A 25,674-nucleotide genomic window follows, 5' to 3' on the forward strand; every position below is an offset into this window, starting at 1 on the left:
GGGCGTGAACCCGTTTTGGCCGACCGCCGGATAACAGGTGACCATCCGTTCGCCAGCGAAAGGCGGTTCATGAACACATCCGACGATGACGCGGCGGTGATACAGGCGTCGCTGCGTGATCCGGACCTGTTCGCGGTGATCTTCGACCGGCATGCCCCGTACGTGCACCGGTACCTGGCGCGGCGGCTGGGCCGGGAGGCAGCCGACGACCTGGTCGCCGAGACGTTCCTGGTGGCGTTCGGCAAACGGGAACGCTACGACAGCAGCCGGATGGACGCGCGCCCTTGGCTGTACGGCATCGCGACCAACCTGGTCGGCGAGCACCGCAGGCAGGAGGCGAAACAGTTCCGGCTGCGCAACGCCATCGCGCCCGAGCCCGACGAGGTGTCGCACGCCGAGCGCGTGGTCGCCCAGGTGGCCGCGCAGGCGATGGGGTCGATGCTGGGCGCGGCGCTGGCCGATCTGTCCACAGGGGACAGAGACGTGCTGCTGCTGATCGCCTGGGAAGGCCTGTCGTACGACGAGGTCGCGGTCGCACTGGGGATCCCGGTCGGCACTGTCCGATCGCGACTCAACCGCGCCCGCAAACAGGTCCGTGCCGTTCTGGAAGTCCCCCAGCAGATCGAGAAGGAGATCCCGTCCCATGGATGAGCTGCAGCTGCTTCGTGAGCTGGGCGACGAGACTCCGCTGGTCTCCGCCCAGGACCTCGCCCCCGCCCGCGCCAAGCTGGTGGCGGGTATGAAACCCAAGCGCGGCAATCGGTTCGCGGTGTATGGCGCCGCAGTCGTGGGCTTGGCAGCGGCGATCTTCGCGGTGTTCGCGTTGATCCCGCCCAGCAAGGACGGCAGCGGGCCCGCACCGGCCGCCGCCAGCGCTGAAACCGTCTTGCGCAGCGCGGCGCAGGCAGCGCGCAGCCAGCCCTTCGTCGAGCCCAGGCCGGACCAGTTCGTGTACACCCGGATCAGCTACCCGGGCCAGCCGGACTATGAGTCGTGGCTGTCAGTGGACGGTACCCGGGACGGCCGCATCATTACCGAACCCGACCCGACCCCGATACCGGTGGCCGGTTGCCGCGACGGCCGCGCCGCGATCATCAAGGGCGACAAGCCGATCCCCGGGAAATTCGAGGCGTGCAAGCCTGATCCCGCCTTCATCCCGGACTTCCCGACCACCACGGACGCCATGCTGGCCTACCTGAACAAGAACCACAGCGGCCACGACGGTGACACCAACGCGATGGGCAAGGACACCATGCACTACATGATGTCCTACCTGCGCCCGGCGTCCCGGGCCGCGCTGTACGAGGCGATCGGGCGGATCAAGGGCCTGAAGCTGGACGAGCACGCGAAGGACCCGGCGGGCCGTCCGGCGATCAAGATCTCCTGGGACTTCGAGGGCCGCAGCGGGGGCTTCCTGCTGGACCCGAAGACCTATGCCTTCCTTGGCTATGATGACAGTGGGGCACTGACCGCACTGTCTCTTGTGGACTCCGTTGGGCAACGCCCCTAAGCGGGTGGGTTCTCCAGGAGCTGGGTGGTGACCGCCAACCGTGAGTCGACGCCCAGCTTCCGGAGGATCCGGGAGACGTGCATCTGCACCGTGCTGCGGGAGAGGGTCAGTTGCATGGCGATGTCGGCGTTCGGCCAGCCCGCCGCCACCAGCTCGGCGACTTTGGCCTCGATCCGGGACAACGGGCCGCGCGGCACGGAGACCGGGCGCAGGCCGAACGCGGCCAGGCGGGACTCGGCGCGGCGGGCATCCCAGGCCGCGCCGAGCTCGGTGTACACGATCATGGCGTCGTGCTGGGCTTCCCGGGCCTCGTCCAGTTCCCGGTTGGCGGCCAGCACGACGGCCGCGTCCTCGGCGGCCATCCCGTGCTCGATCTTGCGACCGGCCACCGCGAAGTGCTTGGCCACAGTCAAAAGTGATCCAGCGTCGGCCTCGGTCAACCCGCGGCACCACTGCAAAGCCGCCGCGGCCCTGGCGGGGTGGACCTCCATCTCGGCCTCAGCGGCACACACAGCCAAAGCCGCCTGCGCCAGATCCCGTTCGCCCAGGTCCAAAGCGAGCCGGACGACGCGCGGCAACCACTGGTGCCGCAGCATCATCGGCGAGTAGGTCTGGTCCAGCATCGGCGCCATGATCTTCAACGCCTCGGCGGCCCGGCCGCGCTGCTCGGCAGCCATCGAGTGCGCGGTGATCAGGAAGTCGCAGCTCTCCAACGTCTCCGGGGTCGGCACCGGCTGGTCCAGGCCGAGCTTCAGGTGCCGCTCCAGGGTCACCGAGTCGTCCCGGTGCGCGGCGATCAGGGCCACGGCTCCGTGCAGCAGCTGGATCACACCGTGCTGGCGCAACCCGTAGAACGTGATCTCCCGGCCGTCGCGGACCACGGAGTCCAGCTCCACCAACGAGTCGTCCCACCGGCCGAGCCAGAAGTAGTGCACCGCGGCGGCGATGTGCGGCCCGCTCGGCAGGCTCAGCCGGGTCACCAGGTGCTCGGCCGCGGCCAGGGTCTGGCTCGCGTCCGCCAGCCGGTCCAGGTTCTGCAGCGTGAACATCTTGTTGTCCAGGAAGCTCAGCAGCAGGTCACCCCACTCCGGGCGGGTCGACATCACCGAGATCGCGGAGTTGATGTGCTCCAACGCCTCCTGGTGGTGCCGCATCATCGAAGCGGTCTGCCACAGGAACTGTGAGGCGCCCGCGGCGGCGAACTTGTCGCCCTCGGCGCGGGTCTCGGCGAGCTGTTCACGGGCGAACCGCGCGGCGGTCTCCGGGTCGTCCATCCCGCTGCGCGCGACCATCGACCGCAGCGCCTGGTGGCGGGCCCGCCAGTGGTCCGGCACGTCCGGGTCGCCGATCAGCTGGTCCAGCACCTCGAGCGCGCGGGCGTTGTCGCCGCCGCGATAGTCCAGATACGCCAGGACAAGACGCATCTCCGAGGTCAGGTCGGCGTCGTTGGTGCCGGACAGCACCGCCCGCGCCTGCGACTCGGGGCTGCGTCCCAGCCAGAACAGCAGGCGCGCCAACCGGACCATCAACGTCTCACGCGCGTCATCGCGCAGGCCGCGGTTGCGCACCGCCCGCTCCAGCAGGTCGGCCGCGATGTTCGGGTACCGGCGGGCCAACGCGTTGGTGTTGGCCACGAGCCACTTCGTCACCCACGCGTCCACTGGCACATTCGCGCCAAGGAGTTGTTCCGCCACCCGGGACACCGGGGCGCCGGCCTCGTCAAGGGTCTCCGCGGCCTGGCGGTGCAACGCAACCCGCACAGCCTCGGACATCGCCTCGTACAAGGCCTTGCGCACCAACGGGTGCCGGAACGCGAACCGCTGACCGGCCTCGCGCAGCACCCCCGCCGCGGACGCTTCCTCAACGGCCTGAACCAGTTCCGACGCGGGCCGGGCCATCACCGTCGACAGGTCACCGAGGTCGAACTCCACCCCGAGCAAAGCCGCCCACCGCAAGGCATCCCGCGTCGTCGTCGCCAGATGCCCGGTCCGGCGGGTGACCACCGAGGTCAAAGCGCTGTTGGCGGACGACATCTCGTCGTCGTCCAGCTCGTCGACGTCGGCCACGCCGTCATCCACGACGACAGCGTTGTCACGGACCAGAGCCTGGACGATCTCGCGGACGAACAACGGGTTCCCGGCCGCGCAGTCGGTCATGCCCAGCAGCGCCGGTCCCGGTTCGGCCCCCAGCAGGCGCCCGGCCAGCTCGGCCGCGCCCGGTTCGTCCAACGGGCCCAGCTGGATCAGGTCCCCGCTCCACAGCGAGACGACCGACCGCAGCTGGTCCAGTTCGGTCCGCCGGGGCAACGGTCTACAGGCACCGACCAGCAGCAACGGCAGCTGCCGGGTCATCCGCGCAAGCCTGTGCCACACCAGCAAAGAAGCGTCATCGGCCCACTGCATGTCGTCCACGACAAGCACAACCGGCCCATCGCCGCAGAGCTGCTCGACCAGGCCGACGAGTTGGTCCACCGCGCCGAGAACGGGATCGTCCGGCTGCCACACCTGCCCGCCCGCCTGCCGGTCGCGGCCCAGGTCGGCCAACGCGGACCGACGCGGATCGGACGACCGCGCGTCCACCCCGAGGGCGCTCATCATCAGCCGCAACGGGAACCGGCGGCCGACCTCGTCACCCGCGCCCCACAACAACTGTCCGCCGCGCTCGGCCCCATCGCCGAGACCAGCGGCCAGCAGCGCGGACTTGCCAATGCCCGACTCACCTTCGATCCACACCGCGGCGCCGGAGCCGTGCAGCACATCGGCGAGCCGCGAGCGCAACGCGGTCAGCTCGGAAGTCCGGCCCACGAACACATCCGGCCGCCCGAGCTTGGCCAGCGACGGCGTCTCCTGGGCGGTCGGCGCGGTGGGCTTGGCGACGATCTCGCCGTGGATCTTGCGCAGGTTCGCGCCCGGCTCGATGCCCAGCTGCTCGATCAGGACCTGACGGGTCTCCTCGTAGACCTCGAGCGCCTCAGCGTCCCTGCCGTCCTTATGCAGCGCGCTCATCAGCAGGCCCCGCAGGCTTTCCCGCATCGGGTGCGCGGTGGCCAACCGGTACAGCTCGGTGACCGCTCCGGAGACGTCGCCGGAGGCGAGCATGATCTCCGCGCGGCGTTCCAGCGCGGCGAGGCGCAGTTCCGCCAGGCGCTTGCGATGCAGGGCGGCGAACGGGCCGCTGATCCCGGCCAGCGCCTCGCCGTGCCACAACGCCAGCGCGGACTCCAGCGCGGCGCGGGCGGCGGGCAGGTCGAGCCGGCTCCAGCGTTCGTTGGCCACTTCCCTGAGCCGGTCGAACTCAAGAACGTCCAGTTGGCCCGGCTCCAGCCGAAGCGTGTAGCCCGAGCCCTCGGAGATCAGCGTCTGTCCGCCGGACCACTTGTCCCGGTCGGGTTCCAGCACCCGGCGCAACCTGGAGACATAGGTGTAAAGGCTGCCGCTGGCGCCGCTGGGCGGATCGTCGCCCCAGACCGACGCGACCAGTTCCTCGCGCAGCACGACTCGGTTGACCCGCATGGCGAGAGCTGCGAAAACGGCGCGCTGACGGCCCGAGCCAAGATCGAGTTCGAGGTCCCCGCGCCACGCGTTGACCGGTCCCAGCACCTGCACGCGCAGGGGCTCAACAAGCTCTGCTGCCATCCGTCCACCCCCGACTCCGGTGCAGGGTACCTCCCCGTCAAGGCTTTCCGGCACTACCGGAAGTCGGCATTCCACATATGCGTGCGGAGATATGAAAACCGTTCGGAATTCCCCGATGTGACGCCTTTCACAAAACCCGCTGGAACTGCTCCGACCTGCGGCACTGGGCGGCAAACCTTGGCCAGAGGGGCAATCCTCGCCGTACGGACGGTCCACAAGAGCCGGTACGTCTTCTCCTCCCGGCGTGGGCACGTCAGAATGCTCTGACACGCAGCACCGGGGAAACCTGGAGCGTGAAACGGATCAACCGGGCTATTCGGCCGGTCACGTGACGGCGGTCACCCCGCCCATCAAGGTTACCCGTCGGTCCGTTCAAATCGCCGCAAGAGTTCATGTAGGCCAATGGCCAAGACTCGATCCCAATCCGCGAAGGCGAAGATGTTGGGGAAGGCGCGCGAGATGGAACGGGTACGGGTCGTCATACAAACCACCGATCCCATCACCTATGTGGGGCTGAGCAGCTATCTGCAGTCCCGGCCCGAGGTGTCGGTGGTCGAGCGGGACCAGGCCGATGTCCTGGTGTTCTCCACCGAGAGAGTGGGTCCGGAAGCGCTCTCACGCTTGCGTGCCAACGCCGCCGACGGCGGTGTGAACGGGGCCGGCCTGCCCACGGTGCTGATGACCGGCGAGCTGGACGAGGCGCCGCTGCTGACCTTGGTGGAGAGCCATGTCGTGGCGATCCTGCCGAAGAACTCGGTCACCGGCGACCAGCTGGTGGACTGTGTCGTGGCCGCGGCCGCGGGCAACGGCGTGATGCCGCGCGACGTTCTGGGCACGCTGCTGCGCCGGATCAAGGTGCTGCAGCGGGAGGTGCTGGCGCCCAACGGGTTGAGCGCGTCCGGCCTGGAGCCGCGCGAGGTCGACGTGCTGCGGCTGATCGCCGAGGGCTGGGGCACCGAGGAGATCGCCAAGGAGCTGGCCTACTCCGAGCGCACCGTGAAGAACGTGATCTTCAACCTGACCACCCGGCTGCACCTGCGCAACCGCGCACACGCGGTGGCGTACGCGCTTCGTGCGGGCGTGATCTGACGACGAGTCCTCGCTGAGTCTCCTCCCGTGTCAGGACACTCCGAGGGCGGCCAGTTTGGCCGTCGCGAACTCCAGATCCCATTTGGCGCCCATGCCCGTGAACAAAGCGGACGCCTCCACCAGCGCAGCGCGCGCCTGCTCGGGCTTGCCTTGGGCCGCGAAGATCTCGGCGAGATCGCTCAGCGCGGAGCCCAGCTCGGCCGGGCGGCCGACGCGCCGCAGGTGGTCCACGGCGACCATGCCGTACTCCGGGTCCTGGTGGATCAACGCGAGCACCCGGTGCAGCCCGCTGAACGCGCGCGCCGGGACGGGTTCCCGCGCCGCCTCGAACTCGGCCAGCTCCAGCGCCTGCTGCGCGCGTTCGGTGTCGCCGATGGCCACCGCGATCCGCGCGACGACCGGCAGCCACTGGTGGCGCAGCATCATCCCGGCGAACCCCGGCTGCAGCACCGGCGCCAGCTCATCGAGCGCGTAGCGCAGGTCGCCGGCCTGGACGGCCGCCAGCGCCCGGGCGGCCAGCAGGAAGTCGAAGCTCTCCCGCTCGGCGTTCGTGGTGATCAGGAACTTGTCGGCGGCCTCAAGGTGCGCGGCGACCGCGGCACTGTTGCCCCGGCGGGCGCCGATCAACGCGGACAGGCCGTGCATCAGCAGCTTGGCCGGGCCCGCGTCGAGCAGGCCCGAGTAGGTGATCGACGGCCCGGACTCGGTGACGCTGTCGAGCGCCTGCAGGGCCTCGTCCCAGCGACCGGTCCAGTAGTAGTGCACCGCGGCCGCGACTTGCAGGCCGGTCGGCAGCCCGTGTTCGGCGCCGAGCCTGATCGCGACGGCCAGCGCCCGGTCCGCCTCGGCCAGCCGGTCCAGGTTGTGCAGCGTGTAGATCTGGTTGTCCAGCAGGTCGAAGTGCATGCCCGCGAGCTCGGGCTTGCCGGCCACCAGCGCGATGGCCTCCTCGACGTGCCGCTGGCCGGCGACGTGGTCGCGCCGCATCGAGTCGACCAGCCAGCGGGTCTGCAGCGCGTAGGCGGCGAGGAAGTCGTCGCCCTTCTCCATCGCGTCGTCGAAGTCGGCCTTCGCGGCGACCTCGGCGGTGTCGATGTCGCTGATGTCCCGGCCGAGGTGCGCGAGCAATGCCTTGTGCCGCAACCGCCACGCTTGGGGCAGCTGCGGGTCCAGTGGGGCCTCGGTGAGTACGGAGATCGCCTCGTTGCGGCGGCCGTGCCGGTAGACGATCGCGGCCAGGTACTGGCGCATCTCGGTGGCCCGGACCGGGTCGGTGGCCATCGCGACCGCGTGCCGGGCCTCGGCCTCCGGATCGCGGGACAACCGGAACAGCACGCGGACCTGCCCGGCCAGCAGCTGCTCTCGGGCCGGATCGCGCAGGTCAAGCGTGTCCATCACGAGTTCCAGCAGCTCAGCGGCGTCCTCGGGGACGATCCTGGCCAGCTCGTCAACGTTGTCAACCAGCCAGGGCACCACCCAGGACTCGATTTCCGGGCCGGCGGCCACCAGTTGCTCGGCCACCCGGCAGGGCCGGACGCCGTTGTCGAACAGGACCCTCGCGGCGCGCCGGTGCAGCACGCTGCGGGTCGGGCCGGCGATGCCGCCGTAGACCATGTCGCGCATGAGCGGCAGCCGGAACGACAGCCGGGGACCGTCCTCAGTCAGCACCAAGGCCGCCACCGCGTCGGTCACCGCCCGCACCAGGTACCAGACCGGCCGCTCGGACACCGCGGCGATGTTGCCGATGGTGGCCTCCGGACCGAGCACGGCGACCCAGCGCAGGATCTCCTTGGTGCTCTCCGGCAACGACTTGGACGCCCGCTCCACCGCCGCGACCAGCGACCGGGGCGCGTTCTCGGCCTGCGACTCATCGACGTTCGCGACGCCGTCGACGACCTCGATGGCACCGTCCACCAGCAGCGCACTGAGCATCTCGCGCAGGTAGAGCGGGTTGCCGCCGGCGCGGGCGACGATCCGGCGCAGCGTGTGCCCGGCGCGGGCGCCGACGACCTGGGACAGCATCAGCTCGATGTCCAGCCGGGAGAACGGCTGCAGCGAGATGACCGTGCCGACGTCGCCGGCGATCTGTCTGCGCAGCTCGGACAGCTCGACCCGGCCGTGCCCGGACTCCACGCAGGTGACCAGCAGCAACGGCAGGCGGCGGGTGGCCTCGGACAGCCGTTGCCAGACCTGGACGCTCGCGTCGTCGGCCCACTGCATGTCGTCGAGGACCAGGACCGTGGGGCCCACCGCGCAGATCCGGTCGACCAGGGCCGGGATCGGCTCGTCGGTCGCCCGGTCCAGGTTCAGGCACTCGTGCACCAGCTGCAGCGGGAACCGTCTGGACAGCTCGTCGGCCACCGCCCAGCCCAGCTGCACGCCGCGGGTGGCCAGGTCGGCCAGCGCGGTGGACAGCAGCTCGGACTTGCCGATCCCGGCTTCGCCCTCGATCCACACCACGCCGCCGCGGCCGGACTGGACCTGCTCGACGTGTTCGCGCAGCAGCGCCAGCTCGGCGACGCGGCCGATGAACGGCTGGTCCGGCCCGCGCAACGAGCGGCTGGGCCGGACCGAGAGGCGCGAGACCGGTGGGGCGACGTGGTCGCAGTCGCCTCCGGTGAGCACCTGGGCGTGTACCTCGCGCAGCGCCGGGCCGGGCTCGGTGCCCAGCTCACGCAGCAAGGTCGCGCGGGCGTCGGCGAACACGTCCAGCGCCTCGGCGTGCCGCCCGCTGCGGGACAGCGCGAGCATCTGCAGCTCCCGCAGCGACTCGCGCAGCGGGTGCGCGCGGACCAGGGTCTCCAGGTCGGCGGCGGCCTCGACGTGCGCGCCCAGCTCGATGCGGGCGGCGGCGTACATCTCGGACGCGTCCAGCCAGATCTGTTCGAGCCGCGCACGCTCCTGTTCGGCGAACGGACCGGGCACCCCGGCGAACGGCTCGCCCTGCCACAGGGTCAACGCCTCGGCGAGCGTCTCGGCGACGCCCTGGTGGTCGCCGCGGGCGGCCATCGTGTTCGCGCGCGTGCACTTGTCCTCGAACACGGCGACGTCGACCTGGCCGGGTTCCAGCCGGGCCACATAACCGCTGCCCGCGGACTGGATCGGCTCGTGCCCGAGCTTCTTCAGCGCGCGGCGCAGGCCGGAGACGTAGGTGTAGACGTTGCCGTCCGCGCTGTGCGGCGCGGAGGCACCCCAGACCGCCTCGACCAGCTCGGCGCGCGTCACCGTCTGGCCGGCCCTGGTCGCCAGCACGGCGAACACGGCGCGTTGCCGGGCGGGCCCCAGCCCGGCCTCGGCGCCGGCAACCATCACCCTGACCGGACCGAGCATCTCGACCCGGAGCAGGTCCTGCCGACCCACATCCCCCAGTGCACTCTTCTGGCTACCGAGAGGCACGGTGACCACCCTACCCCAGTGTCAGCGGGTGGCCGACCGCGCTTTCACGCCAGTCCAATGGTTCCAACACGATCCATTTCGCCCACCGTCCACCTGCGCCACTTAATTGTCCATAATGGACATTCGAGGTCGAACGCGCATGCCTGCGAAGGTTTTCGGGCAACTTCCCCCCGGGTGCACCGGTTCTTGGGTAATCCTGTACTTGTACGCATTCCCAGCACTGCCAAGGAGTTCCCGTGTTGACGCAGGAAGAAGACGTGTACCAGCGTCCGGCACTCGGGCTGTGGTCCACCACCGAACGGGGCCGCACCCTGGTACTCCACCTGCCGCACAAGCAGAACGACCGGATCGAGGACGTGGCGGTCACGGAGAACTCCCGGTCGGTGCTCGTCGACGTGATCCGCACCGGCCAGCCCGCCGCGGACCGCTCCCGGCTGGTGCGCTCGACCCACACTGTCCCGTTGTCGGCTCCGCTGGGTAACCGGCGGCTGGCGATGACGTGGAACGGTTCGCGGATTCCGCTGCTGCAGGCCGTTCCGGCCGGCAAGGGAGAGGCGGCGGAGTCCGCGGCCGAGCGCGCCAAGCGCGAGCTGATCTCGATGATCGACACCCTCGAGCCCGGTTCCGCGCTGCCCTCCGAGCGGGTGCTGTCCGAACAGCTGGAGATCGCCCGGATGACCCTGCGGCACGCGGTCGACGAGCTGACCCTGGCCGGCAAGGTGTCCCGGCGGCGCGGCAGCGGGACCTACGTGGCCGACTCGAAGCTGCTCTGCCGGATCACCCCGGACGGCCTCGACCTCGACCCGGCCGCGCCCGGCGCCGGGTTCGGGCACGTGCACGTGGTGCGCGACTGCGTGGAAGCCGACGAACAGGTGGCCGGGGACCTCGGCATCGACCCGGGCGACCTGGTGCTGCACATCGGCCGGCTGCTGCTGATCGACCACCGGCCGTTCGGCCTGGTGTCCCGGCACATTCCCATCGCCCGGATGGCCGAGACCCCGGGTGCGCCGAGCGCGTTGCGGTGGTTCACCGAGCGGACCGCCCGGGTGGACACCCGGATCCAGCTGTCCACCGCCACTCCCGCCGAGGCGCGGCTGCTGGAGCTCGGCCAGGTGCAGCCGATGCTCGCGTGGCACCGGGTCTCACTGGACGAGGACGACGTTCCGTTGGAGCGGACCAGGGTGCTCGCCCGTGGCGACCGGGTGGTGCTGGACCTCTCGGCGATGTGAGGAACGGTGGGTGCAGTCGCTCCCATCCCTCTCCGGCACCGTCACCGTGGTCACCGGCGCCAGCGGCAACATCGGCGCCGGTATCGCCTCGCAGTTCGCTGCTGCGGGCAGTTCGGTGATCGTGCACTACCACCGCTCCCCTGATGCTGCCGAGGAACTCGCTTCCCGGCTGGGCGGGCGGGCGGTGTGCGCCGATTTGTCCAGTGTGGAAGGTTGTAAGTCCCTGATGGACTCGGTCGGGCGACTGGACACTTTGGTCAATTGCGCCGGAATCCAGCCGGTGGCCGCACTGGCGGACATCACCGCCGGTGAGTGGCAGTCGATGCTCGACACCACTTTGAACAGCGCGTTCTTCTGCACGCAGGCCGCGGTCGCGGCGATGCCTTCCGGTGGGTCGATCATCCACATCGCGTCGATCGAGGCGACTCAGCCTGCCTTCGGGCATGCCCACTACAGCGCCGCCAAGGCCGCGCTCGTCATGCATGCCCGTTCTGCCGCTTTGGAATACGGGCCGTTGGGGATACGCGTGAACAGCGTGTCCCCCGGTCTGATCGCGCGGCCCGATATCGCCTCGTCCTGGCCTGAGGGAGTGGCTCGCTGGGAGGCTGCCGCCCCGTTGACCCGCCTGGGCACGCCCGCGGATGTCGGCAATGCGTGCGTCTTTCTGGCTTCTCCCATGGCTTCCTGGATCACCGGGCACAACCTCGTTGTGGACGGCGGTGTTTCCACGCATCCGACCTGGTGATCAGTCCAGCCTGAGCCGGGACCGCATCAGCTGGACCTGGTAGGGCCGGTTGGGGGACAACAGGTAGTGGATGTCCAGGATCCGGTTGGCCGCATCCCACTGGGTATAGCGGTCCACCAGGAACAGGCCGTAGAACCAGCCGTCCTCCTCGGGCATCACCGGCGGGATGTTCAGGATCCCGTCCCGGTCCTTCTGGTGCATCCACTTCCCGTACGCCTGCGCGGAGTTGATCAGCTCCTGCTCCGCCGACCAGTCCCACGGTGAGGTCCCGATCCGCACTACCGCGTTCCCGGCCTTGTTCTCCGGCGCGGCGTTGGAGTACAGCATGATCCACCGGCGCGCCTGCGGGATCCAGCTGACCGACAACGAGGTGTAGTGCTTGTGCGGCGGCAGGATCTGAACGGCATCGTCGGCGTCGTCCGTCCATTGGCCGTTGCCCTTGTAGTACCTCAGCTCGTGCAGTACCGGGTCCTGGTTGTCCCGCAATGGCAGCCACGCCACCCGGAACCCGTTGCCGTCGGCCCAGGACGGGTCGTCGCCGAACCCGTGCGCGACGATCACCAGTCCTTTGCCCTGGTTCGAAGGCAAGCCCGGGTGGTCGGCGTTGTTCACGACCACCGGTGCGACCGTGCCGAACGTGTTCAGCCGCCCGGCGAACACCATTCCGAAACACTTCGGGCAGAACCGCCAGGCGCCTTCGTTGTTGTTGTCCCAGCCCGGGTTGTGCGGCAGGACGTACGTCTCGCCATCAGCGCGGTGGCCGCCGGCGTTGACCGGGCACCGTCCCTTGGCCGGGTAGCCGTCGAAGAAGAGCACGCCGCAGTCCCGGCATCCCCGCCAGCTTCCTTGCCACTGGCGGGTCTCCGGGAAGCCGTACGGCAGGCAGAAGTCGTATCCGGCTTTCCGGTGCGCTCCGCCCGCGGGGCAGACGCCGCCCCGGAACATGCTGGAGCACCGGTCGCAGAACGCCCACCCGCTGCGGAAGTCCGGCACCGATCCCCGGTCGTGCGGCACCACGAAGTCGAAGCCGATCGCCTGGTGTCCCCCGCCCGCCGGGCACTTTCCCTTGTCGTCATAGCCATCGAAGAACAGGCTCTGGCACTTCCCGCAGTACCGCCAGTGTTCCTGGTTGCTCCCGTCCTCGTGCATGCTGATGAACGGGAGCACGAGTTCGTTGCCGGTGGACTGGTGCGAGCCGCCCGCGGGACACAGGCCGGTCGTCCCGCTGGGGTCGCCGGTGTAGAACAGGGTCGAGCAGTTCTCGCACTGGCACCACTTGGCCTGGTTCTGGCTGTCTGCCGGGACGTTGTAGGGCAACGTGTACTGGGTGCCGTTGTCCTCGTGGGCCCCGCCGGCGTGGCACCGGCTCGGGCCGGTGACCGCGAACATCGAGTCGCACTTGCGGCAGCGGCGCCAGGTGTTCTGCCGCGGGGTGCCGTCCTGGATCCCGTGCGGCAGGACGAAGGTGTAGCCGAGGGTGTCGTGGGCGACGGACGGGCCGGCGCCGTTCGCGTCGTAGCGGCAGGCGCCCAGCCGAGGGCTGAACAGGAACTCCTTGTGGAACTCGCCAGGCTGGTCCGGATTGGTCTTGCTGGTCAGGTAGACGCCGAACGCCGGGTCGCCCGGCCGATCCACAGTGGACCAGCGCCGGGGCGAGATGTTCAGGAAGAGGTAGACCTTGTTGTTGTGGCTGAACGCGCCGCTGGGCACCTCGAAGGTCAGGGTCTGGCCGATCGGGGCGCCGGACCGGATCGGGTCGAAGGCGCCGTTCGACCCCAGCACCGGCCGCAGCACGATCCCGCCGCCCGGCGCGCCCGGGCACACGCCCTTGACCACGTCACCGTTCCAGAAAACCCCCGCGCACCAACCGCAGTAGCGCCACCCGTGCTGTCCCGGTACTCCGGTCGGCTCGTAGGGCAGGATGAACGTCCAGCCGATCGCGGAATGCGGTCCGCCGGCCGGGCATGCGCCCTTGAACGACGGATATCCGTTGAAGAACAGGCTCATGCACTGCCCGCAGAACCGCCAGTCCCCTTGTCCGGACCCACCGCCCATCTCGACGTTGGGCAGGATGAAGTGTTCGCCGATCGGCCAATGACTTCCGCCGCGCGAACACACGCCTTTGGTGCGGGTGTCGCCGTCGTAGAACAACCCAGAGCAGCCACCACAGAACCGCCACTGATGCTGCCCGTTGACGTTCCCGCGTTCCTCACTCGGCAGCACGAAGGTGTACCCGTTCGGGGCGTGCCCCCCGTGCTGCAGCACCGTGGCATCGTCTGCCCAGGCGACCAGATCGGCGTCCCGCTTGTTGGGACTCCCCGGCGTCGGCAGCACATCGCCGAAGAAGAAGTAGGACCTCCCGTTGTGCGTGGTGGTCGCGCCGAGGTCCACCCCCTCGACCCCGACCCGCCCCAGGTCCGACAGCAGCGGCCACCCTTGCGCATCGACGAGGTTCGGCCAGCCGCCCGACGTCGTCCCGGTCAGCTGTCCGACCCGGACAGTTCCCAGGACCACGCCCCCGGCCGCCTCCGCCGCAACCCCCACAGCCAGCGCCCCGGCGGCCAGCGCACCTGCTTTCAGCACCGATCGACGCGAAACCTCAGTCATATCACCGAGAGTGCATGCTCTTGGGTTGCGGTGGGGCGGCCGGCAACCGGCCGGCAGGGACGCATTCCCTGCCCTCTTGGCCGTACCTTCCGAAAAAAGCCCTATAATTCCCTCGACAGGGAAGGTTAGGGCATGTTGTACTCCGTGGAGCAGGTCGCTTCACTGCTGGGCCTGCACGTCAAGACGGTTCGCGGGTACGTGCACGACGGCAAGCTCAACGCGACCAAGGTGGGCAAGCAGTACCGGATCAGCAGCGAGGACCTGGCGGCGTTCACCGGGCAGCCGGTGACCAGCGGGCGGCACATCGACGTGTCGTGCGTGGTCCAGCTGGACGACGTCGACTTCACGCTGATGAGCAAGATCACCGTGATGGTCACCGCCTACGGCACCACGCCCCAGGAGGGTGAGCGGCTGCGTGTCGAGACCGTCTACGACCAGAACCGCCGCACCCTCAAGCTGATCATCGTCGGTGGCCCGGGCCGGGTCGCCGACGTGTTGGAGTTCGTCAAGACCATCGCGGAGTGACCATGCTGCAGTACATCAACGGGGTGCCGGTGTACCTCGCCCCGGCCTCGGGCCCGGCCATCCGGACCGAGCAGGACGCGGTCGAGCTGATGGTGAACTCCGACCGGGAAGCGGAGTGGCTGGTGATCCCGGTGAGCCGGTTCCACCCGGACTTCTTCGAGCTGCGCACCCGCGTGGCCGGCGGGATCGTGCAGAAGTTCGTGAACTACCGGGTGGGGTTCGCGATGATCGGCGACGTGTCGGGGTACGTGGCGGCGAGTGAGCCGTTCGCCGCGTTCGTGCGGGAGTCGAACCGGGGACGGCACATCTGGTTCGTGTCCGATGTGGACGACCTGGAGCGCCGACTGGCCCGGATCGCCACCTAGCCCCCGCGTGTCCCACATTCGCCGCCGGTGTGTCCCACGTTCACGGGGGTCGAGTTCGGCGTTGCGCGGTTGTTGCGGGGTGGACCTGACTATATGTATGTCCAACCGTGCAGGAGGACCTGTCATGTCCCGTTCGCTCGACATCGGCCTAGACATCGACGGTGTGCTGTACCCATTCGTCCAGGTCATAGCCGGATACGCGGCCAAGCGGCTCGGCCGTCCGTGTTCCGGCAACGCCGAGACGTGGGACTGGTACCAGCGGCAGTGGGGCCTCAACCACGACGAGTTCTTCGCCCTCTGTAGCCGCGGAGTGCGCGACGGGATCCTCTACACGGAGGGCGCTCCGTTGCCCGGTGCGGTGCGGGCCGCGAAGCAGCTCGCACGCGCCGGCCACCGGTTGCACTACATCACGGCCAGGGCGTTCGCCGGCATACCCGCGCCGGTCGCCTGGCACCGGACCGCGGAATGGCTGCAGAAGTGGACCTTCCCGGTGCATTCGCTGACCGTGTCGGGCGACAAGAACTGCCGCCCGACGGATGTCTTCCTCGACGACTCGATCCACGTCGTCGAGGCACTGCAGAACGCCGGGCACCCGCGCCCGGTGTTGTGGAGCCACTCCGCCAACCGTTTGTACGACGGTGAGGTGGTGTGCGGCTGGGACCAGTTCATCGAGCTCGTCGAGTCCGAGTCGGGTCCACTGCCTCCGGTGGTCGCGGACTACGCGGTCTACTAGAAAGACCAGATGACCGCCCGCGCATTGGCTGACAACAGCTGACTCGAAGTCTCCGCCTGGGGCCGCGAACCCTAGAACTCCAGGGTGGGTTGGTACAGATCCAGCCAGTGGTACATGTCCAGGACGCGGTCGATGCCCCGGCGGGCGTCGCTGGGCTTGGACACGTCCTGCTGCACGATGTCCGCCAGCCAGTCCTGGTCCAGCAGTTCGTGTACGGGGTGGTCGCGGTCGGCGATGACCTCCTTGGCCTGTTGCTGCAGGCTCAACGCGTAGCCGGGGTCCTGTGTGGACGGATAGGGGCTCTTGCGCCTGCCTTGCACCGACTCCGGCAGCACGTGCTTGGTCGCCGCGCGCAGCAGGCTCTTCTCCCGGCCGTCGAACGTCTTCATCGACCACGGGGTGTTGTAGAGGTACTCGATCAACCGGTGGTCGCAGAACGGGACCCGGACCTCCAGGCCCACGGCCATCGAGATGCGGTCCTTGCGGTCCAGCAGCATCCGCACGAACCTGGTGAGGTGCAGGTTCTGGTTGACCCGCATGACCCGCTGGTGGTCGTTGTCGTCGTCCAGGTGGCCGACCGCGGACACGGCCGACGCGTACTGGGAGTCGATGTACGCGTCGAGGTCCATCTGCGCGCGGATGTGCGGAGCCAGGAAGGCGGTGCGGTCGCCGCTCATCGGGCTACGGTAGGCCAGCCACGGGAACGTCTTGGCGTTGACCGCTTCCGGATCGTGCATCCACCGGTACCCGCCGAACACCTCGTCCGCCGACTCGCCGGACAAGGCCACAGTGGACTGTCGCCGGATCGCTTCGAACATCAGGTACAGCGAGCTGTCCGTCTCCCCGAAACCGACCGGCATGTCCCGGCAGGTGATGACTGCCCGGCGCAGGTCCGGGTTCGTCAGGTCCTCGGGCTTCAAGGTGATGAACTGATGAGTGGAACCAACAAGATTCGTCACGTCCCGGATGAACGGCGTGTCCGGGCTGTCCCAGTTCTCGTCGGCCTTGAACGTCTCCTCGCGGCCGACGAAGTCCACCGAGAACGTCCGAAGCTGCTCCCCCAGCGACGCCAACCGCGCTGCCGCAAGGCCGGTGACCGCGCTGGAGTCCAGACCACCGGACAGCAGCACACATCGCGGCACGTCGGAGACCAGCTGCCGGTGCACGATGTCGGTCATCAGCTCGCGGATGTGCGCGATGGTGGCGTCCAGCTCCTCCTCGTGCCGCTGAGGTTCCAGCGACCAGTATCGGCGTTCGCGGATGCCCTCCCGGCAGACCGTCACGATCGTGCCCGGCTCGACCTCGTACATGTCCTTCCACAGCGACCACTTCGGCGCCACGGTGAACCCGACCAGCTCACGCAGACCATCGATATCGACGACTTTGCGCGCCAACGGGTTGGCCAGGATCGCCTTGGGTTCTGATCCAAAAAGGACACCGTCGCGCGTCGGGTAGTAGTGGAACGGCTTGACGCCCAGCCGGTCGCGGATCATCACCAGCTTGTCCACCCGCGCGTCCCAGATGGCGAACGCGAACATGCCGTTGAGCCGTTCGGCGACCGCGTCGCCCCACTCGAGGTAGCCATGCAGGACCACCTCGGTGTCGCTGACGGTCCGGAACTCGTGGCCCTTGCGCAGCAGTTCCTCGCGCAGGTCCTGGAAGTTGTACGTCTCTCCACTGTAGACCATGGCGACCTCGCCCCGCGGGGTCCGCACCGACATCGGCTGGCGCCCGCCAGGCAGGTCGATGATCGCCAGCCGCCGGTGCCCCAGCGCGACCTGCGGCCGGATCCAGGTACCCGAGTCGTCCGGCCCGCGGCACGCCATGGTCCCGGTCATCTCGTCCACGGTCTCGGACCGGGTGGTCAGGTCGGTCTCGAACGCCACCCAGCCCGCGATTCCACACATGGTGTTCCCTTACGGTAGCTCGATCTCAGGGCGGTAGATGTCGAACCAGTGGTACAGGTCCAGCACGCGGTCGATGCCCCGGCGGACATTGCTGGGCAGGCCGGCCGGGTCGCGTTCGATCGCCTCGGTCAGCCAGTCCCAGTCCACCAGTGCCATCGCCGGATGACTGCGTTCGGCCAGCACTTCCTTGGCCTGCTGCTGCAGTTCGGCGTTGTAGCTCGGGTCCTGAGTGGACGGATAGGAGGCCTTGAGCCGTTGCTGCACGGACTCCGGGACCACGTGCGAGGTCGCGTGCCGCAGCAGGCTCTTCTCCCTGCCGTCGAAGGACTTCATCGACCACGGCGTGTTGTAGAGGTACTCGACCAGCCGGTGGTCACAGAACGGGACGCGGACCTCCAGACCGACCGCCATCGAGATGCGGTCCTTGCGGTCCAGCATCATCCGGACGAACCGGGTCAGGTGCAGGTTCTGGTTCACCCGCATCCGCCGCTCGTACTCGCTGTCGCCGTCCCGGTGCTCGACCGCCGACACCGCGGTCGCGTACTGGTCGGCGACATAGCCCGGGATGTCGAGCTTTCCGCGCAGGTGCGGGCACATGATCGCGGCCCGGTCCCCGCTCATCGCGCTCTGGTAGACCATCCACGGGAAGTTGTCGGTCCTGATCACCTCGGGGTCGTGCATCCAGCGGTACCCGCCGAACACCTCGTCGGCCGACTCACCGGACAAGGCCACAGTAGACTCTTCCCGGATAGCCTGGAACAGCAGGTAAAGCGAGGTGTCCATCTCGCCGAACCCGATCGGCATGTCCCGCGCGGTGACCACCTCGCGGCGCAGATCCGGGTCGGTGAGCACGCTCGCGTCCAGCGTCACGAACTTGTGCAAGGGGTGCACCATGTCCACGACATCCCGGATGAACGGCGTGTCCGGCGTGTCGCGGGCCTCGTCGGCCTTGAACGTCTCCTCCCTGCCGACGAAGTCCACCGAGAACGTCCGGATCTGCTCGCCTTGTCCGGCCAGGTGCTTGGCAGCGAGCCCGGTCACCGCACTGGAATCGAGGCCACCGGACAGCAGGACACACCGCGGGACATCGGCGACGAGCTGGCGGTGCACGGTGTCCGTCATCAGGTGCCGGACCTTGAGGATCGTCGAGTCCAGATCGTCCTCGTGCGGCTGCGGTTCCAGCTTCCAGTAGGTCCGCGTGCGGATGCCGATCCGGGACACGGTGACCACCGTGCCCGGCTCGATCTCGCTCATTCCCTTCCACAGCGCCCACTTCGGCGTCTGCACGAACGAGACGAGCTCGCGCAGGCCGTCGATGTCCACCACCCGGCGCACACCCGGGTTGGCCAGGATCGCCTTGGGCTCCGATCCAAAAAGGACACCGTCCGGCGTCGGGTAGACGTAGAACGGCTTGATGCCCAGCCGGTCTCGGACCATGACCAGCTTCTCGTGCCGCTGGTCCCAGATCGCCAACGCGTACATGCCGTTGAGGCGCTCGGCGAACGCCTCACCCCACTCGAGGTACGCGTGCAGCACGACCTCGGTATCACTGTCGGTGCGGAACTTGTGGCCCTTGCCGGTCAGCCAGGCCCGCAGTTCCCGGTAGTTGTAGGTCTCTCCACTGTAGACGACAGCGATCGGGCCCTGTGGGGTCTCGAACTCCATCGGCTGGCGACCACCGGGCAGATCGATGATCGCCAACCGCCGGTGCCCGAGCGCGACATGCGGCCGGATCCACGTGCCCGAGTCGTCCGGCCCACGACAGGCCATGGTCCCGGTCATCGCGTCGGTGATGTCGCGCTGGGCCGTCAGGTCTGAGTCATAGGCGACCCAGCCTGCGATTCCGCACATGGGAGTCTCCTACCTGGGGGCGGCGATGATCGCGGTGGTCTCCACGGGCAGGTCGGCGACGCGTTCCACGTCCAGGCCGGCGTTGTCCAGCAGGGTGGTGAACTTGTCCACCGAGCGGTGCCTGCCACCGTTGGTCATCAACAGGTGCAGGTCCCACAGCGCGGGCAGGACCGTCGAGTCCTCGTCCACCACAACGCGTTCCAGGATGATCAGCCGCGAGTCGTTGTCCTTCATGGCCTTGCGGCAGTTCTCGAACACACCGGTGATCGCCTCGTCGCTCCACCCGGCCAGCACCCGGCAGAGGAAGTAGATGTCGCCGCCCTCGGGCACACCCTTGAACATGTCCCCGCCGAACAGCTCCACGCGGTCCAGCCCGACCTCGGCGGCCAGGTTCTCCTTGGCCACCGGGATGACGTGGTCGCGGTCCATCAGCTTGGCGCGCGCGTCCGGGACGCCCTTGAGGATCGCCGCGGTGAGCTGGCCGGGGCCGCCGCCGACGTCCACGAAGGTCTTGCCGTGCAGGTCGATCACGTCCGGCACGTAGTCGAAGAACAGGTTGCCCGCCTTCATCGCGAGCTGGAACCGTTCGGTGGCGTCCTCATCGTGGCTGAGGTAGGTGTAAAGCGGTTCCCCGTAGGCGATCTCGAAGCCGGCGGTCACCGTGGTGATCGACTCCTTGGCGTGCGCCCACGCGGTGTAGAACTCCTCGCCGTAGAGCAGGCACATGTCCCGCAACGAGTCCGGCGTGTTCAGCAGGACCGTGCTGACCGGGGTGTTGGTGTAACCCTTGGTGCCGTTGCCCTCGAACACCCCCATCGCCACGAGCAGGCGCATCAGCCGGTGGATGCCCTCCTCTTTGGACCCGGTGGCCTCGGCGAGCTCGGCGTTGGTGGTCTTGCCCTCTTCGATCAGGTCCGGGATCCCCAGCTTGACCGCGGTGTAGAGGCACTGCGCCCGCCAGCCGCCGGTGATCAGCTCGACCGCGTCCTGGGCCGCCTTCAAGTCGACCTTCACTGCACTGACCCTTTCAGGTGGGGATACCGCCTCGGTTGATGACCGGGATCTCGATGCCCAGCGCCCGGAGCTGGTTGTACGGGTTCATGAACTCCCGCTGCGTGACGATCTTTCCGTCGGTCAGCTCGAAGGAGTGGATGAAGTGGTTGCGGTAGAAGCCGGGCGGGTAGGCCGGGTAGAGGATCTTGCCCTCGCCGTCGCACTCCACCCAGAACCGGTTCGCATCCTGCGTCTCGAAGACCTCGATGTTGATCCAGCGCCAGTCCGGGAACATCCGCAGCGACCACTCGCCGTGCGCCCTGAGCTTCTCGTGGCCCTTGGACACGATCGGCGTCTCGGTGTCCCCTGTGTACAGTCCGGCACTGCCGTCCTCGGTGAACAGGAGGTAGCGGGTCAGCCGGTTCTCGCCGTACCGGCTCATATAGTCCTCGACCACGGCCCGGTTCCGCCGCCGCAGCTCAGCCTCGGTGGTAACGGTCATTTGTGTCGGACCTCGCAGTTGTCTGGAAAAACGAACGCGCACACTCCTGGAACCATTTGTAACCAGGACGCTCTCGGGTGTCAACGAGCGTCCAACCAGGGACATTTCTCCGCCTGGACAGTGATACGTTGGGAAAATGCACGACTATGTGATCGCCGACGTCTTCACCGACACCCCGCTGGAAGGCAACCCGGTCGCGGTCCTGCTGGACGCGCGCGACATTCCGGCGGAGCGGATGCAGCGAATCGCCCGCGAGATGAACCTGTCAGAGACGGTGTTCGTGCTGCCGCCGGAAGACGGCGGTGACGTGCGCGTCCGGATCTTCACGCCGGTCAACGAGCTGCCGTTCGCCGGTCATCCGACCATGGGCACCGCGTTCGTCCTCGCCGAGGTCCATGCCGGCGACCGGCTGACGATGGAAACCGGAATGGGCAAGATCGGTTTCGAATTCGACCGGGTGGACGGCAAAGTCCACTGGGCGCGGATGCGGCAGCCCATTCCGACCTGGAAACCGTACGAGAAAACGGCCGAACTGCTCAAAGCGCTCGGCCTTGAATCGTCGACGGTGCCGGTGGAGATCTATCACATCGGACCGAGGCACACATTTGTCGGACTGCCCGATATTCCTTCGTTGTCCGCGGTCCGGCCGGATCTGCTGCAACTCGCGGACCACGAGGACATGTCCGCGATTTGTTTCGCCGGGGCGGGGGCGGAATGGCGGATGCGGATGTTCTCGCCGGCGTACGGGGTCGCCGAGGACGCGGCGACCGGGTCGGCCGCGGTGCCGCTGGCGATCCACTTGGGACGGCACGGCCTGACGAAGTTCGGCACCCGCATAGAGGTCCAGCAGGGCGTCGAGATGGGCCGGACCTCACGGATGTACGCCCAGGCCCAAGGAACGCCGGACAACATCACCCTCGCCGAGGTAGCGGGCACTTCGGTCATCGTCGCCCGCGGCCGCCTCCTCCTCTAGCCGTGCCCCCCTTTCCTCCCCGGCGTGTCCCCCGTTCCTCCGCGGTGTGTCCCCTTTTCCTCCAGGGTGTGTCCCCCTCTGCTCCAACCCGAGTTCTCCGTTGAGACATGGCGAGGAGAATTCAGGGTGGAGGAAAAGGGGACACGCGGGGGAGGAAAGGGGGACACGCCGCGGGTGGGTCAGGGTTGGAGGCGGGTGTGGGTCCAGGTGCCGTCCACCAGGTCGTAGCGGAGGCGGCGGTGCAGGCGGTCCGGACTGCCCTGCCAGAACTCGATGTGCTCGATCTTGAGCTCGTAGCCGAGCCAGGCTTCCGGGCGGGGCAGGGGTTCGCCGGTTTCGGCCAGGCGCTGGGCCTCTTCGCGCAGGGCTTCCTCCGACTCCAGCAGCTCGCTTTGGTGGGCCGCCACCGACATCGGGTGGGTGCTGGGGTGGCGGGCGAACCAGAGGGCGTCGGACTCGCTGTCCGGCAGGCGGTTGACGTGCCCGGCGATGATCAGCTGCTGGCTGGTCTCCCGCCAGTAGAACACCCCGGAGGCCCAGTGGGTCGCGTCGATGTCGCGGCCCTTTTGGCTGCCCGCATGACTTGTGAAGATCCAGCCGGTGTCGGTGATCTTGATGGTCTGGACGATCCGGTTGGACACCAGGCCTTCGGGAGTCGCGGTGGCCAGGGCGACCACGCCGGGTTCGCGGATGCCGCCCTGTCTGGCGGCCTCGAACCAGGCCTTGAAGAGGCCCATCGGCTCCTCGGGTGGCTGGTCGAACTCTGAGACCGTAAGCACGGACGCCTCGCTCACTGCTCCTCCGTCGGTAGCTTCTCGCACGCGGGACCGATTCCCGTGAGGACGGGGTCGGTGTAGATGCCTTCCATGGTCGCCTCGACGTCGAACCGGATCCGCTCGGTCGGCGGGTACCCGATCAGCTCCATCGCCTTGTGCGGCGGCAACGGGGTGTTCTCGTCGGGCATGGTCTCCCACAACATCACCGCGCCCCAACGGTTCCCGGGGCGGTCGGCGACCCAGAACTTCAGCCGCAGCCCCGGGACCGAGGCCCACGGCCGCACGCCCTCGTCGCGCAGGTACTCGCGCAGCGAGTCGATGGTCTGCTCCGATCCGGACAGGTCCCACCAGCTGATCGATGCCTTCATCCGCCGAGCACCTCCTTGATCCGGGTGGCCAGGATGCGCGGCCCGTCCAGGGTGAGCACCGACTCGGCGTGGAACTGCATGGACGCGAAGTGCCCTCCCCGCAAGGCGTTCACCTCCGTACCGGACCGGCTCACCTCGACCACGGTCCCCTGGTGGTCGATCTTCTCCTCGTCGCTGTGCGCGGCGAAGGCGTTGTAGAACCCCACGGTCTCCGCCGAGCCGAACAGGTCGATCTGCTTCTGCGTACCCTGGTTCGACACCGGGCAGCGCAGCACCGGCAGCCCCAGCAACCGGCTGAGCACCTGGTGGCTCAGGCACACCGCGACGAACTTGCGGCGGGTGGCCAGCAACTCACCAAGAGCCTGGTGCAGGTGCGCGATCCGGGGATGCTCGATGTCGTTGGGATCACCAGGACCCGGCCCCATCACGACCAGGTCCGCACCGTCCCATGTGTACTCTTCGTCGAACCGGCGAACCGTCACCACCAGCCCCAGCGACCGCAGCTGGTGCGCGATCATCGCGGTGAACGTGTCCTCCGCGTCCACCACGAGCACAGAACGCCCGGCCAGCAAGGGATCCGGCGCAGTCTCCGCCCCGGCGAGCCAGAACGAGGCCAGGCCGTCCGTCCGCCGGGCCAGCGCCTCCCGGACCTCGGGAACGTCCGAGAACCGGTCGCGCTGCCCGACCCCCAATGCCGCCAGCAGGCCGGCCGCCTTCGCCCGTGTCTCGTCCACTTCGGACATCGGGTCGGAGTGCCGCACCAAGGTGGCCCCCACGCTGATCCGCACCCTCCCACTCGCCTCGACATCGGCGGTGCGGATCATGATCGCGGAGTCCATCGCCCGCGAACCCCCTGGATTGCGGCCGATCAACGCCAGCACGCCGCTGTAGTACCCGCGCCCGTCGGGTTCGTGCCTGCTGATCACCCGGCAGGCGCTCTCCAGCGGGCTGCCGGTCACGGTGGGCGCGAACATGGTCTCCCACAGGATGTCCCGCGGGTCCCGAGTGGAGCGTCCCTCAATGAAGTACTCGGTGTGTGCGAGCCGCGCCATTTCCTTGAGGTACGGGCCGACCACCCGGCCGCCGCCGGCGCAGATGCGCGCCATCATCTTCAGTTCCTCGTCGACGACCATGTGCAGCTCGTCGTTCTCCTTGCCGTCGCCGAGGAACTCCATCAGGCCGGCCAGTGTCGGCCCGGTGGACGGGTACCGGTAGGTGCCGCTGATCGGGTTCATCACGGCGAGCCCGTCGTGCAGGCTCACGTGGCGTTCCGGGGTGGCACCGACAAACGTGTGCGTTCCAGTGTGGACGATGAACGTCCAGTACGCGCCTGCCTCGTGTTCGCACAGCCGGCGGAAGAAGGTCAGCGCACTGGCCGCGCGGTAGCCGGTGATGTCCGCGGTGAACGTCCGGCGGATCACGAAGTTCGCGCCGTGCCCGGCGCCGATCTCCTCCGAGATGATCCGTCCCACGGTTTCCGCGTAGGTCTCGTCGTCGACGTCGAAGTGCCCGTTCGCCAGCTTGATCGGCACCACCGGGATGCGGGCCAGGACCTCGTGCAACGGGATCACGGCCTGCTCGGTGATCCGCATGGCCAGCAACGGCGAACCATCGTCCACACAGGCGAAACCGCGTTCGGTCAGCTGGCGGAACGGGATGATCGCCAGCACCTCCTGGCCCGGCTCGGAGTCCTCCGCGAGGGGGATGTCCGCGATCCGGTCCGGTGTGGACACTTCGCCGACGATGACGTCCAGCCGGTCCTGGCCGATCGTCGCGGGCCGGTGCAGCAGGGCGAAGGGCGGCGGCTGGGCGGCCAGGACCCGGTCGAGGAGGTCCATCAGCTCAGGACCTCCTTGGCGGTCACCACGACCGCGCAACGGGTGGCCGCGTAGTCCATCGCGAGCTGGTGGTAGGCCGCGGAGAAGTCCGCGATCGCGTCGGCGACCAGGAACGGCTTGATGTCGTTGGAGAACGCGTCCAAAGTGGTCATCAGCACGCCGACGTGCGCGTACACCCCGCAGACGATCAGCTGGTCGCGTTCGGTCGCGCGCATCCGGTGCAGCAGGTCCGACCGGAAGAACGCGCTGTAGCGCCATTTCGTGAAGACCCAGTCCCCCGGCTCCGGCCGCAGCGGCTCGACCACCTCCCGGTCGGCCGGGTCGACCTTCATCCCCGGGCCCCAGAAGTCCTTCAGCAGCCCCCGTTGCTCCACGGTCATCCCGCCCGGCTGGGCCGTGTACCCGACCGGCACGCCCAGCTCCCGGCAGCGGTCCCGTAAGTGGGTCACGTTGGCCACCAACGGTTGTGACACCTCGGCCGGGAACGGCCGGATGAAGAACCGTTGCATGTCGTGGATCAGCAGCACCGCCCTGGCCGGGTCCGCGGTCCACCGGGCGATGTTGTCCGGCAGGTCGGCCGGAGCGGGCATGGTGTACGGCTCGATTGCGGGAATTCCCACCATCGTTGGCTC

20 protein-coding genes are annotated in these 25,674 nt (G+C 68.4%); 9 read left to right on the forward strand and 11 right to left on the reverse strand.

What is annotated here, in order from left to right; all coding sequences use genetic code 11:
- Positions 1-69 precede the first annotated feature (69 nt).
- Positions 70-651 (forward strand): RNA polymerase sigma factor, encoded by a 582-nt coding sequence (locus AB0J95_RS24285; RefSeq protein ID WP_364761833.1) that lies wholly within the window; start codon positions 70-72, stop codon positions 649-651.
- A complete protein-coding gene (locus AB0J95_RS24290) occupies positions 644-1,510 on the forward strand; it encodes a CU044_5270 family protein (protein WP_364761836.1) in 867 nt (288 codons plus the stop codon). The genes AB0J95_RS24285 and AB0J95_RS24290 overlap by 8 nt, the downstream gene beginning before the upstream one ends.
- Here the strand turns inward: AB0J95_RS24290 and AB0J95_RS24295 are convergent.
- Positions 1,507-5,145 (reverse strand): BTAD domain-containing putative transcriptional regulator, encoded by a 3,639-nt coding sequence (locus AB0J95_RS24295; RefSeq protein ID WP_364761839.1) that lies wholly within the window; start codon positions 5,143-5,145, stop codon positions 1,507-1,509. The genes AB0J95_RS24290 and AB0J95_RS24295 overlap by 4 nt on opposite strands.
- Positions 5,146-5,604: 459 nt before the next feature.
- Between AB0J95_RS24295 and AB0J95_RS24300 the strand changes: the two genes are divergently transcribed.
- Positions 5,605-6,234 carry a response regulator transcription factor gene (locus tag AB0J95_RS24300; protein WP_364761842.1) on the forward strand — a complete coding sequence of 210 codons (630 nt, stop codon included), beginning with the start codon at positions 5,605-5,607 and terminating at the stop codon, positions 6,232-6,234.
- 30 nt (positions 6,235-6,264) lie between these two features.
- Here AB0J95_RS24300 and AB0J95_RS24305 read toward each other — a convergent pair whose 3' ends face one another.
- Positions 6,265-9,630 (reverse strand): BTAD domain-containing putative transcriptional regulator, encoded by a 3,366-nt coding sequence (locus AB0J95_RS24305; protein WP_364761845.1) that lies wholly within the window; start codon positions 9,628-9,630, stop codon positions 6,265-6,267.
- A gap of 236 nt (positions 9,631-9,866) precedes the next feature.
- Here AB0J95_RS24305 and AB0J95_RS24310 point away from each other — a divergent pair, with 236 nt between their 5' ends.
- Together AB0J95_RS24310 and AB0J95_RS24315 are read left to right on the forward strand one after the other, a co-directional pair.
- Complete coding sequence (locus AB0J95_RS24310; protein ID WP_364761848.1) at positions 9,867-10,859, forward strand: GntR family transcriptional regulator; 993 nt, start codon at positions 9,867-9,869, stop codon at positions 10,857-10,859.
- A gap of 10 nt (positions 10,860-10,869) precedes the next feature.
- Complete coding sequence (locus AB0J95_RS24315) at positions 10,870-11,604, forward strand: SDR family oxidoreductase (RefSeq protein ID WP_364761851.1); 735 nt, start codon at positions 10,870-10,872, stop codon at positions 11,602-11,604.
- On the opposite strand, the gene AB0J95_RS24320 is transcribed toward AB0J95_RS24315, so the two are convergent.
- The gene (locus tag AB0J95_RS24320) at positions 11,605-14,211 is read right to left on the reverse strand and encodes a hypothetical protein (RefSeq protein WP_364761854.1); all 2,607 of its coding nucleotides are present in this window, start codon (positions 14,209-14,211) and stop codon (positions 11,605-11,607) included.
- A gap of 132 nt (positions 14,212-14,343) precedes the next feature.
- On the opposite strand from AB0J95_RS24320, the gene AB0J95_RS24325 reads away from it, so the two are divergent.
- The 3 genes from AB0J95_RS24325 to AB0J95_RS24335 all read left to right on the forward strand — a co-directional run bounded on the left by AB0J95_RS24325 (position 14,344) and on the right by AB0J95_RS24335 (position 15,834).
- A complete protein-coding gene (locus tag AB0J95_RS24325; RefSeq protein ID WP_364761857.1) occupies positions 14,344-14,736 on the forward strand; it encodes a helix-turn-helix domain-containing protein in 393 nt (130 codons plus the stop codon).
- Positions 14,737-14,738: 2 nt separating this feature from the next.
- Positions 14,739-15,101 carry a DUF4180 domain-containing protein gene (locus AB0J95_RS24330; protein WP_364762151.1) on the forward strand — a complete coding sequence of 121 codons (363 nt, stop codon included), beginning with the start codon at positions 14,739-14,741 and terminating at the stop codon, positions 15,099-15,101.
- A gap of 124 nt (positions 15,102-15,225) precedes the next feature.
- Positions 15,226-15,834 carry a hypothetical protein gene (locus AB0J95_RS24335; RefSeq protein ID WP_364761860.1) on the forward strand — a complete coding sequence of 203 codons (609 nt, stop codon included), beginning with the start codon at positions 15,226-15,228 and terminating at the stop codon, positions 15,832-15,834.
- Between the two features lie 71 nt (positions 15,835-15,905).
- Here AB0J95_RS24335 and asnB (AB0J95_RS24340) read toward each other — a convergent pair whose 3' ends face one another.
- Genes asnB (AB0J95_RS24340) through AB0J95_RS24355 form a run of 4 tightly spaced genes read right to left on the reverse strand, consistent with a single transcriptional unit; the run spans position 15,906 to position 21,087 of the window.
- Positions 15,906-17,741, reverse strand: a complete 1,836-nt coding sequence (gene asnB / locus AB0J95_RS24340) for an asparagine synthase (glutamine-hydrolyzing) (RefSeq protein WP_364761863.1) — start codon at positions 17,739-17,741, stop codon at positions 15,906-15,908.
- 9 nt (positions 17,742-17,750) lie between these two features.
- Entirely contained in the window at positions 17,751-19,592 is a 1,842-nt protein-coding gene (gene asnB, locus AB0J95_RS24345) for an asparagine synthase (glutamine-hydrolyzing) (RefSeq protein WP_364761866.1), read from the reverse strand.
- 9 nt (positions 19,593-19,601) lie between these two features.
- Positions 19,602-20,606 carry a methyltransferase gene (locus AB0J95_RS24350; RefSeq protein WP_364761868.1) on the reverse strand — a complete coding sequence of 335 codons (1,005 nt, stop codon included), beginning with the start codon at positions 20,604-20,606 and terminating at the stop codon, positions 19,602-19,604.
- Between the two features lie 13 nt (positions 20,607-20,619).
- The gene (locus AB0J95_RS24355; RefSeq protein WP_364761871.1) at positions 20,620-21,087 is read right to left on the reverse strand and encodes a PhzA/PhzB family protein; all 468 of its coding nucleotides are present in this window, start codon (positions 21,085-21,087) and stop codon (positions 20,620-20,622) included.
- Positions 21,088-21,223: 136 nt separating this feature from the next.
- Here AB0J95_RS24355 and AB0J95_RS24360 point away from each other — a divergent pair, with 136 nt between their 5' ends.
- Entirely contained in the window at positions 21,224-22,060 is an 837-nt protein-coding gene (locus AB0J95_RS24360; RefSeq protein WP_364761874.1) for a PhzF family phenazine biosynthesis protein, read from the forward strand.
- Positions 22,061-22,239: 179 nt separating this feature from the next.
- Here the strand turns inward: AB0J95_RS24360 and phzG are convergent, their stop codons facing one another.
- The 4 genes from phzG to AB0J95_RS24380 are packed head-to-tail and all read right to left on the reverse strand — an operon-like array spanning position 22,240 to position 25,665.
- A complete protein-coding gene (gene phzG / locus AB0J95_RS24365) occupies positions 22,240-22,854 on the reverse strand; it encodes a phenazine biosynthesis FMN-dependent oxidase PhzG (RefSeq protein ID WP_364761877.1) in 615 nt (204 codons plus the stop codon).
- Complete coding sequence (locus tag AB0J95_RS24370) at positions 22,851-23,204, reverse strand: hypothetical protein (protein WP_364761880.1); 354 nt, start codon at positions 23,202-23,204, stop codon at positions 22,851-22,853. Before AB0J95_RS24370 ends, phzG begins: the two co-directional genes overlap by 4 nt.
- Positions 23,201-25,042: an anthranilate synthase family protein gene (locus tag AB0J95_RS24375; protein ID WP_364761883.1), complete on the reverse strand. Its 1,842-nt coding sequence runs from the start codon at positions 25,040-25,042 to the stop codon at positions 23,201-23,203. Before AB0J95_RS24375 ends, AB0J95_RS24370 begins: the two co-directional genes overlap by 4 nt.
- Complete coding sequence (locus tag AB0J95_RS24380) at positions 25,042-25,665, reverse strand: isochorismatase family protein (protein ID WP_364761885.1); 624 nt, start codon at positions 25,663-25,665, stop codon at positions 25,042-25,044. Before AB0J95_RS24380 ends, AB0J95_RS24375 begins: the two co-directional genes overlap by 1 nt.
- Positions 25,666-25,674 lie beyond the last annotated feature (9 nt).

The sequence above is a fragment of the Actinocrispum sp. NPDC049592 genome, assembly GCF_040675465.1.
In the GTDB taxonomy this organism is placed as follows: Bacteria; Actinomycetota; Actinomycetes; order Mycobacteriales; family Pseudonocardiaceae; genus Kibdelosporangium.